Source organism: Actinomadura rubrisoli (genome assembly GCF_004349215.1).
Taxonomy (GTDB): Bacteria; Actinomycetota; Actinomycetes; order Streptosporangiales; family Streptosporangiaceae; genus Spirillospora; species Spirillospora rubrisoli.
In genome coordinates, this window is record NZ_SMKU01000569.1 from 1 (window position 1) to 3,382 (window position 3,382).

The following is a 3,382-nucleotide window of genomic DNA, read 5'->3' on the forward strand; positions in this document are numbered from 1 at the left end:
GGCCGGGGGAGGGCTGGGCGGTGTGCTCGGCGGATAACCCGGCTTGGGTGAGCTGGGTGGTGATCGCGTGGGCGAGGGTGCTCTTGCCTGCGCCGCCGGGTCCATCGAGGGTGATGAGCAGTCCTTTGTTCATGTTCTGGTTCATGCGGCCGCCTGGGTGCGGGCGTGTTGCTGGTGGGCCAGCTCGACCAGCGTTGCGCGGATCTCGGCCAGGGTGGCTTCGCCGAACTGGATGCCGACGGAGAAGTTGAACTCGTCCCGACTGCGCATCGCCTCGTCCACGCCCGCGTCGCTGAGGTCGACCGCGGCGTAGTTCATGAGCTGCTCGGGGTGGTAGCGGCCGGTGGCGATGAGGCGGTCCCATTCGGGCGTGCCAGGGTATGGTCGGAACTCGAACACGCTGGCGCGGAACCGTCCCGGCAACGGGTCGGTGAGGTCCCACAGGTCCCGGATGAGGCCGACGGTCTGGGCGAGATCGGCGCGGGTCTCTGTGGGTAGCCCGAGGATGAAGTAGCCCTTGACGGCGATGCCGCGTTCGGCCAAGCGCCGCACCACCGAGCTGACCATGGCGGGTGTGATGCGCTTGTCGATGTGGGCCAGGAGCCGCTGGCTGCCCGATTCGATCCCAAGCGCGACCTCACGCAGTCCATTGGCGGCGAGCTGGTCGAGGGCGGTATCGGGGAGACGGTGCAGGACGTTGATGCGACCGGTGGCGTCCCACACAGCCCACGCGCCGATGCTCGCGGCGATGAACGCGCGCATCATCTGCTCGATGATGCGGCGGGCGCCTAAGAACAGGTCGTCGACGAACCGGAACGCGGTCACCCCGTCTTGGTCGCGCAGCCGGGTCATCTCGGCGATGATGCTGCCCGGCGCGCGGGTCCGGATGGTGATGTCGGGGTTGGCGGACACGGCGGCGCCGCAGAACGAGCAGTCGTACGGGCAGCCGCGGGCCCCGACCATATTCGCCTCGATACGTCCGCCGGCCGGGTAGGGATCTTGCGTAAGGAACGCCCGGTTCACCAAGGGCAGGGCGTCGATATCGGGCGCGAGATGGTGGCCGCTGCCGGGGCGGCCGCCGGTGACCGGGCGGTGCAGCACTGGATCCGTCCACATCACCCCGGGCAACTCGGCCCGTGACCGGTGGTCGTCCAGCAGGACGGCGACGCGGGTTTCGGCCTCGCCGAGCACGAGCGCTTCGCAGCGGCGCATTCGCGGGTCGGCGAGGATCGAGGCGGGCATCGCCTTGGCCTGGTGCCCGCCGACCATGAGCTTGATGTGGTGGTCGAGCCGGTCGGCGATGTGCGCGGACGTCTGGTAGGTGGGGGCGAGCAGGTTGAACCCGACCCAGCGGGGCGCGGCGTCGTTGAGGGCGGTGACGATCTCGCGGATCGGGAGGCCGTGCGCTTCGGCGTCCAGGACCGCGACGTTGAAGCCGCGGGCGGCGGCGACGGTGGCGATGTAGGCCATGCCGAGGACGGGCAGGGTGTAGTCGTTGACGCGAGGACGGTCGGCGTAGTCCCGCAGCGGCGCGTTGACGAACACCGCGTCCAGGGCGCGGGCGGGGTCGTGTCCTTGCAGCAGGTCAGGGGCCGGATTGCTGTTCTGCATGGCGGGCTCCCCAGGCGAGGGTGAATAAGGTGGCCGGGCCGAGGTGGTGGCCGGTGATCTCGCGCCACCGTTCGGCGAAGTCGCGTTCAGTGGTGGGCCAGTCGACGTCAGGGGCGGCGATCTGGGCCCAGGTGCGGACGGCAAGGTCGCTGTGGGGATAGAGCGTCCAGTCGTGGGTGAAGTCGGCGACTGCAGCGCCGGCGGTCCAGGGCCCGATCCGCGGAACGGTCTGCAGCTCCTCCACTAGCCGCAGGGGCGTCAGCTCCAGCCATTTGGTGTGCTGATCCAGGTAGGCAGCAGCGGCGTTGCCGAGCGCGTCGGCTTTGAACGCCATCCCAAGCTGCTGAAAGTCCTCGCGTTGAAGGGCGGCGACGGTCTCCGGACGGGGCAGGGCGTGGAGAGTGCCGGTACTGGTGGAGACGGCGGGGCCGTGCTGGCGGCGGAACCGCTGATGTTGGAGGCGGGCTTGGTCGGCGCGGATGACCTGTCGGATGATTGCGGTGGCGATCGCGTCCCACAGGCTCGGGCTCGCCCACCGGCGGACGGCGCCGATGCTGGTCAAGGCGTCCGCCAGCGCCGCTGGCATGGTGTCTGGCCACTGGGCGGGCGCGTGAAAGGTGTCCATGACGGGCCCGCGCTTGGACGGTTCGGTGGCGGTGAGGACGGCGACGCTGCCGGTGGGAGTGTTGGCGGCTCGTAGCCAGGCGTTGCCGGTGTTGTCCCAGCCGGGATGGTCTCGCATCAGGTATGTCATGGTGGTCATCGTGCCTTGGTGGCCTGTTCCTCGCAGGCGTTGCCTCGGGTGCCGGCATTGCTCACATCTCCTCGGCGACCCGGGCCAGCTCGTAGCGTCCCGTCGCCAGCAGGTGATGCGCCACCACCGCCGTGCTTCTTCCGTGGGCGAGGTGCGCCAGCGCTGTGTCCATCACCTTCAAGGCGGTTCCGTCGCGCCGTTCGGTGACCTCCCGCTCCCCGATCTGTGCTGCGCGCTCGTTCATCGCCGATACCAGCTGGTGGAGCACCTCGATCACGTTGGTCAGCGACTCCAGCGCGTCCACGGTTCCCGTCAGTGTCGCGTCGTCCACGCTGGCGCGCACGCTTCGCAATGCGTCCTCGGCTCGCTTCGCCAGGACGTCCATAGCCTGCTGCATGCTGCTCATCGGCTCTGGTGGGTCTGGTCGTCGATCATGGCCGTCTCTCGCTGCCCAGCCGCTGGATGAGGTGTGTGTCGATTGGTTCGGTGGCCAGGGTCGCGGGTCGGGGGGAGAGTCCGGCGTGGAGGTCGCGGGTGGCTTGGTCTGCGGTGGGTTGGTGTTTGATCAGGTGGGTGGTGCCGGGGGTGGTCAGCAGCGTCCAGGAGGCCATGACGGTCGCGGTCAATGCCAGCATCTGGGCCAGGTCCGGTGAGGTCGGCGGTTCGCGGTCGGGCCGATCGGCGGTCGGGCCGGCGGTTGGGTCGGTGTGCTGGCAGGGGGTGATGGTCGCGGCGATTGCGGTGTCGGCCAGGGGGCCGATCTCCTGCAGGACGTGGCGGGCTTGGTGGAGTGGCATGCCGTGCTGGGCGATTTCGTTGCGGACGGCGATGCGGTTGTCGGCCCACCAGACCACCCATGTCCCCTGCGGCAGGAGCCCCCAGTGGCAGGCGATCAATGGCACGCCAACGGCGTCGTGGCCGATGCCGCTGGCCCACCGCAGGATGCCGGCCTTGGTGGGTGGGTCGGCGGCGGGGATCGTTCCCGAGCAGTGGACGGGGCCGGTGTTGCTGGGGGTG

At 69.5% G+C, this 3,382-nt stretch carries 4 protein-coding genes; all 4 read right to left on the minus strand.

The features are described 5' to 3' along the window. Positions 1 to 141: 141 nt before the first annotated feature. Complete coding sequence (locus E1298_RS45410) at positions 142 to 1,611, minus strand: B12-binding domain-containing radical SAM protein (RefSeq protein WP_131903566.1); 1,470 nt, start codon at positions 1,609 to 1,611, stop codon at positions 142 to 144. Continuing rightward, positions 1,586 to 2,374 carry a DNA glycosylase family protein gene (locus E1298_RS45415; RefSeq protein WP_207945247.1) on the minus strand — a complete coding sequence of 263 codons (789 nt, stop codon included), beginning with the start codon at positions 2,372 to 2,374 and terminating at the stop codon, positions 1,586 to 1,588. The genes E1298_RS45410 and E1298_RS45415 overlap by 26 nt, the downstream gene beginning before the upstream one ends. Before the next feature lie 52 nt (positions 2,375 to 2,426). Beyond that, positions 2,427 to 2,762 (minus strand): hypothetical protein, encoded by a 336-nt coding sequence (locus E1298_RS45420; RefSeq protein ID WP_131903567.1) that lies wholly within the window; start codon positions 2,760 to 2,762, stop codon positions 2,427 to 2,429. A gap of 34 nt (positions 2,763 to 2,796) precedes the next feature. Further along, the coding region (locus E1298_RS49040; protein WP_165975973.1) for a hypothetical protein at positions 2,797 to 3,382 on the minus strand (586 nt) is incomplete at its 5' end.

Bases quoted from the DNA above. Each gene is read 5' to 3' on its own strand.
- E1298_RS45415 (WP_207945247.1), bottom strand. From the start codon at position 2,374: ATGACCACCATGACATACCTGATGCGAGACCATCCCGGCTGGGACAAC.
- E1298_RS45420 (WP_131903567.1), bottom strand. From the start codon at position 2,762: ATGCAGCAGGCTATGGACGTCCTGGCGAAGCGAGCCGAGGACGCATTG.
- E1298_RS45410 (WP_131903566.1), bottom strand. From the start codon at position 1,611: ATGCAGAACAGCAATCCGGCCCCTGACCTGCTGCAAGGACACGACCCC.